Below are 5,901 nucleotides of genomic sequence, written 5' to 3'. Positions count from 1 at the left end.
GGGAGCAAGGGTACATTTTCCCTGAGTAAGGTGATGCCATACTTATGAAGGATGCTACCCCATTTCCTTGCACTTTATCCACTGCCCATAAGCCTCAAAGTATTGATGGATAAGGGTTTCTAGGTTGTGCAGCAAGCCCTAGGTAATAGGCAATAGTGAAGAAAAACACTTACTCATCAAGGGATTGAGCGATTTTAATTTTTCTTCATTTGTCCTAACCTTAGAGCGTAATGCTATAAAGGGTTTTGGCGGTCGCCAAATGCTTATTTCAGTGCTATTCGACTTAAGCAGAATATCGCTAACTTGGTAAGTCTTTGAACCCGTTTTAACGGGTTTCAGCTTTGAGCCAGAACTTTAGTTCTAGGCTTACTTTTATCGTTGAGCCTCAGGAGCAATAAGTATACGTAAAAGATTTTCCAAGTCATTCAAATCGCCAACAATACGTCGGACGGGTGGGGGCCAAACTCGCAGCAGTGTGGGAGTCGCTGAAATTTGATTAGCTTCTGCTTGTTCAGGATGCTTAAATACATCAATTACTTTTAGAGTATAAGGATCTTGTAGGGATTGTTCGAGTAACTGATGCAGTTTTTTCAGGATATGTTCAGTTGAGCCACTGTGTCCCGATACAAATAAGCGCAGGACATAACTAGGAGTAGTTAAGGGTGTAGAGTTAGCCTGACTCGGATTCGATTCCCTATCTGAGTTCGGGGAGTCTAGAGGAGCAATTTCTGTAGACGATGGGTGGGACGATTCTCGCCACTGTGTTTGTTGAATCGTCCAACGTTCTGGAAAAGACCAAGTATAACTCTGGGGAGATTGAATCAGACTTGAATCGTGATCATGCCTAAAATTAGCATCAGACAACTGTTCCATACATTGATCCGGGCGATCGCAACGGATGATCAAATCATGATCCTGCCACAATTGGGGAAAGCGATCGCGATACGTTTCCAAAACCATGGGATCACAAGACTCTTCCCGCCAAGGGGTGACTTGCCACAGCAGATTTCTAACGCCAAACACCGCATTCAGCAAAGCCTGATGGTGTTGAATCGGCGGATAAAGTTCTGCTGACGTTCGCATCTGTTGGGTATAAGGATCGAGCCAACGATCAATTGTGCCAGTATATCCCGGCACTAAAAAATGGGGTGGTTCCGGTAATCCGAGAATTTCTTGTAAACTCGCACACAGATGCAAATGCCAATGCTCTTGTTTACTAGGGTCAACGCTATAAATTAAATCTCCCCCTGGTGTAAATAGGGCAATACCCTTAAATAACTGAGGAAACGAGCGTTGAGTCTCGTTCATTGCTGATTGTTGATTGCTGATTGTTGATTGTCACCAATTAGATTTTTGTCTGGTAAATCAAGGCGGCAGATCACAAGATAAGATTTTCTTTTCTGCCACCTCTTTGTCCTAACATAAGACGTAGCTTGCTTCTTTTCGGGAAGCGAGTATGACAAATGACAAATGACAATTAAATACGACCCCGTAACATCATCGCCATTTCATTTTGAGTCGGCGACTGTTCTAGGGCAGTTTCTTCAGTGATACGTCCTTCCTGATAGAGGTTAAACAAGGACTTATTCATCGTCATCATGCCGTCAAATTCATTAGCCGCCATCAATTCATGGACTTCCTCATATTCACCCTTGCGGATATAGTCTCGAATCGCTTCTGTATTAATCAGAATGTCGTGGAATGCAGCACGTTTCCCATCAGTGGTGCGACATAACCCTTGGGCAATGATTGCCACCATTGATTCAGCAAAAGCGACACGGATGGCGTGTTGTTCTTCTGGATTATAAAGATTGAGAATCCGTTCAATGGTTTTCACCGCACTGTTCGTGTGCAGCGTTCCCATAACCAAGTGACCCGTTTGAGCGGCTTTCAGCGCTGTGTTAACGGTTCCCCTATCCCGCATTTCCCCAACCAGAATCACATCCGGATCTTCCCGCAAGGAGGCTTTTAACGCATTGTCAAACTGGAGAGTATGAGCGCCGACTTCCCGCTGCTTAATTAGGGCTTTTTGGCTTTTATGAACAAATTCAATCGGGTCTTCAATCGTAATGATATGCTTCGGCATCTCCTTGTTCATGTAGTCAATCATTGCCGCTAGTGTCGTTGACTTACCTGAACCGGTTGGACCCGTGACTAAAATAAGACCCTTGTGGTAATTACAGACATCCCTGAGGATTGGAGGGAGTCGCAACTGTTCCATTGTCAAAATCTTGAGTGGAATCAAGCGCATGACTATGGCTGGTCCATTCAAAGAGTCGAAGATATTAATTCGCACCCGGGCAAAGTCATACTGGGCTGCACCATCAAATTCCAGTTCGTTTTGGAAGCGGCGAATTTCTTCATCGGTGAGAATTTCCCGCAACCAACACATAAACGTGGGTTTATCAGTTACAGGATGTTCTGTCCGTTCCATTTCCCCTCGGTTCCGCATTCGAGGAACTTCACCGACACCGACGTGAACATCAGAAAATCCTTTGTCATAAGCTTCCCGGATAAGTTGGTTTAATGTTGGTTGTCCGGGAGCAAGTCCCGCACCTGGCGCTGGAGTCCGGGATTTAACGCCTGATGAAGCTTGACGAGAACTCGGTGCTGTTTTAACTGCAGTAGGATCTGATGCTGATTGACCCGCTTTAGGCGGCATCGGCATTGTTTTAGAGGGCATCGCTTGGGTTGCCCCTGGCGGCGCTTTCCGAGATGCTCCTCCCCTAGGCGGTGGCGGTGGGGCTGGAGGAACGCGGGGTGGAGGGGGTGGCGCACTCGGAGGTCGTTTGGGATCGGTCATGATGGTTGAACTATCACTTAAGTTAGATTTTCTATACTGGTGCTTCCAGAATTCCCAAGCTTTAGGGATTAAATATTATTCACTTCACACTTATCCCCCACTATAAAACCATATTCGGTAGTTCGTCATTTGTTTATGTCATTCGTCATTCGTTTACCCTCCGTTATCGCAGCCTTAGAAGGAGTGGGCTGTTACGGAATGATTTCTTTGACGCTAAATCGCCTGAAAGCGCGGGGAACCTTCACCTTGCCATTGTTGTAACTGCGATAATTGTTTCATCGGACTTGAGTTTGACCAAGCGATCGCCACATCCATCTTTGCCGGACAACTTTACAGATTTTAACGATACATTCATGACTCGATTGTCACTGGTTAGTAATACAGCCGTCTCTGTTTGAGAGGCATTGATGACTCCCATTAATCGATCCGCTGAGGTTTTAAACTGAAGCGCTTGAGTGCCAAGATCACCGCGTTTGATGCGCCGGACTACATTGAGTCCTAGGCGTTTGCCATAGCCTTGCTCGGATACCAGTAACAGATTCTCGTTGGGCGCGATCGCGACACATCCGACTAATTGCTCCCGACGCCGCAGTCGCAACGCTTGATTGCCTTGGGCTGTACGCCCCATAATCGGTAAATTTTGGTCGTTAATTTCAAAGCGTAATAAGCGCCCGTTACTGGTAGCGATAATCAGATCATCAGTGGATTGAGCCAGGGTAACATACGCCAGCACATCCTCCTCTTTGAGTTTAACCGTGGTTAAACCCCGTGCCGTTAGGTTGAGTAACTCTGTCGCAGGTAGACGCTTCACTCGCCCCTGTTGGGTGAGCAAAATCAAGCTGAGAGACTCAGTGAGTTCTTGGGGTCGAAAATGGGCGATAACGGTTTCAGATTGAGCCGCATCAGGGAGGAGACGAGTTACAGGGATGCCTTGCTTTCGCCCTGCGGCTGGCGGGATATCTTGCACTTTCAAGGGGTAGGCTTTGCCTCCACTGGTAAGGGTGGCAAATTCTGACGCCGTGGTGGTTTGCTGGGTCTGAACCACAAAATCATTCCCATCTTTGATCGAGGGTTTAGATTTGGGATCAGGGGCAGAACGCAGGCGTTGTACGTGTCCTTGATAGGTAAATTCCAGAACCGTTTGTTCAGCTTCCGTTTCGATCAGATTAGGCGATGGGGATTTCGAGGCAGAGGCTTTCGGGTTGTCTGAGGTTTTGGTTTTCTTGGGGGTTTGTTTTTCCGATTTTGGCTGTTTTGGTTCTTTGAGAGATTGCGCTGACCGGATCTTGGTGCGACGCGGATCAGCGTATTTACGTTTGAGCGATCGCAACTCTTTTTTCAGGGTTTTGAGGAGTTCATGTCGGCTACTGAGTAATTCCTGGAGGGTTTCAATGCGGGTGGTGAGTTCCTCAAATTCGGTTTGGAGTTTTTGCCGTTCTAACCCCGTGAGGCGGCGCATCGGCATGGCGAGGATGGCATCAGCTTGACTCTCACTCAGGTTTAATTGGTCTTGAAACCGAGTCTTGGCGGTTGTACCATCAGGTGCATGGGTGAGGATTTCAATCACGCGAGTGAGTTGATTTAAGCAAACCAATAATCCTTCCACCAGATGACGCCGTTGTCGTTTCTGGTCAAGTTCATAGGTATATTGACGGGTCAGGGTTTGTTCCCGGAACCGTAAGAATTCTTCCAGACATTGCCGTAGGGGTAGCTGGCGGGGCTGTCCGTTGACTAATGCCAACATAATCGCGCCAAAGTTACTTTGTAGGGGAGTTTGTTTGTAGAGGTGTTTGAGAACATCTCTGGGATGAGCATCCCGTTTAAGTTCCACAACCACCCGCATCCCCTGGCGATCGCTCTCATCGCGCAAATCAGAAATTCCCTCTAAGCGTCCATGATTGACCAGATCGGCAATTTTTTCAATCCAAGCCGCTTTATTCACTTGATAGGGTAACTCTGTGACAATGAGTGCCGTGCGGCGATGACGGCGAGTGCGACCGACTTGAATCTCTTCCACCTTGGCAATTCCCCGCACCGGAATAATGCCGCGTCCACTGCGATAGGCATCCCGAATTCCCGACGTATCGATAATTTCACCCCCCGTGGGAAAATCGGGTCCGGGAATTAATTTCCACAATTTTTCATCCGCCAGATCCGGGCGATCAATCAAGGCGATTAACCCATTCACAATTTCGCCCAGATTATGAGGCGGAATATTCGTTGCCATGCCAACCGCGATGCCAGAGCAACCATTGAGCAGTAAAATGGGTAGTTGAGCGGGTAAAACCACAGGCTCTTGTTGAGAGCCGTCGAAATTATCGATAAAATCAACGGTTGCCTCGCCAATTTCTGATAGGAGGGCTTCATGACTAATGGGAGACAGCCGCGTCTCTGTGTAACGCATGGCAGCCGGTGGGTCGTTATCCACCGACCCAAAATTGCCATGACCCGCCAATAGTGGATAGCGAGTGGAAAAGTCTTGGACCAAGCGCACCATAGCATCGTATACAGCTTGATCCCCATGGGGATGATATTTCCCCAAAACATCACCCACTACGCGAGCGCACTTGCGGTAGGGTCTATCGGGGGTTAAACCCAATTCGTACATGGCATACAAGATACGCCGATGCACGGGCTTTAAACCGTCGCAAACGTCTGGCAGGGCACGCCCAACGATGACACTCATGGCATATTCAAGATATGACTGTTGCATCTCTGCATGGAGGGGCGTGGGAATAACTTGACCAGTCGCCAGCAGATTCAACTGTTTTGCCATGAGTTCTGTTTCCTAATTTCTAACCACAACGAGATGAAAATTTGATTTTTTTTGTGGCAACATTGCCCAGTCCCTGTCAGACTGATGATCAAACCGCACTTTTGTTGAAAAGACGACTTTCTTGATGCAACGCCCATGAAAACCGTTCTGATTGTAGAAGACGATCCCATTAATCTTCGCGTTTTTTCCAAAATTCTCACGAAGCGGGGTGGCTTGAATGTCAAGGGAACCGAAGATGTAGAGGAGGTCATGAAAATTGCCCACGCGGGAGATGCAGATATTATCTTGATGGATGTTTCCCTGGCTCACAGTGTTTACCAAG

4 protein-coding genes are annotated in these 5,901 nt (G+C 47.5%); 1 reads left to right on the top strand and 3 read right to left on the bottom strand.

Annotated features, from left to right (window positions below; all coding sequences use genetic code 11):
• Window positions 1-372: 372 nt before the first annotated feature.
• From RIB93_RS18810 to RIB93_RS18800, 3 genes are all read right to left on the bottom strand, one after another.
• Window positions 373-1,308: a circadian clock KaiB family protein gene (locus RIB93_RS18810; RefSeq protein ID WP_446374464.1), complete on the bottom strand. Its 936-nt coding sequence runs from the start codon at window positions 1,306-1,308 to the stop codon at window positions 373-375.
• 169 nt (window positions 1,309-1,477) lie between these two features.
• A complete protein-coding gene (locus RIB93_RS18805) occupies window positions 1,478-2,803 on the bottom strand; it encodes a type IV pilus twitching motility protein PilT (protein WP_446374462.1) in 1,326 nt (441 codons plus the stop codon).
• 241 nt (window positions 2,804-3,044) lie between these two features.
• The gene (locus RIB93_RS18800; RefSeq protein ID WP_446374460.1) at window positions 3,045-5,579 is read right to left on the bottom strand and encodes a DNA gyrase/topoisomerase IV subunit A; all 2,535 of its coding nucleotides are present in this window, start codon (window positions 5,577-5,579) and stop codon (window positions 3,045-3,047) included.
• A 135-nt stretch (window positions 5,580-5,714) separates the two neighbouring features.
• Here RIB93_RS18800 and RIB93_RS18795 point away from each other — a divergent pair.
• Window positions 5,715-5,901, top strand: a 187-nt coding sequence (locus tag RIB93_RS18795; protein ID WP_446374458.1) for a response regulator, incomplete at its 3' end; no start/stop codon positions are given.

This window comes from Coleofasciculus sp. D1-CHI-01 (assembly GCF_040218875.1).
GTDB lineage: Bacteria > Cyanobacteriota > Cyanobacteriia > Cyanobacteriales > Coleofasciculaceae > Coleofasciculus.
Note: the sequence above shows the minus strand (reverse complement) of the source record. Positions and strands in the feature narration are given on the sequence as shown.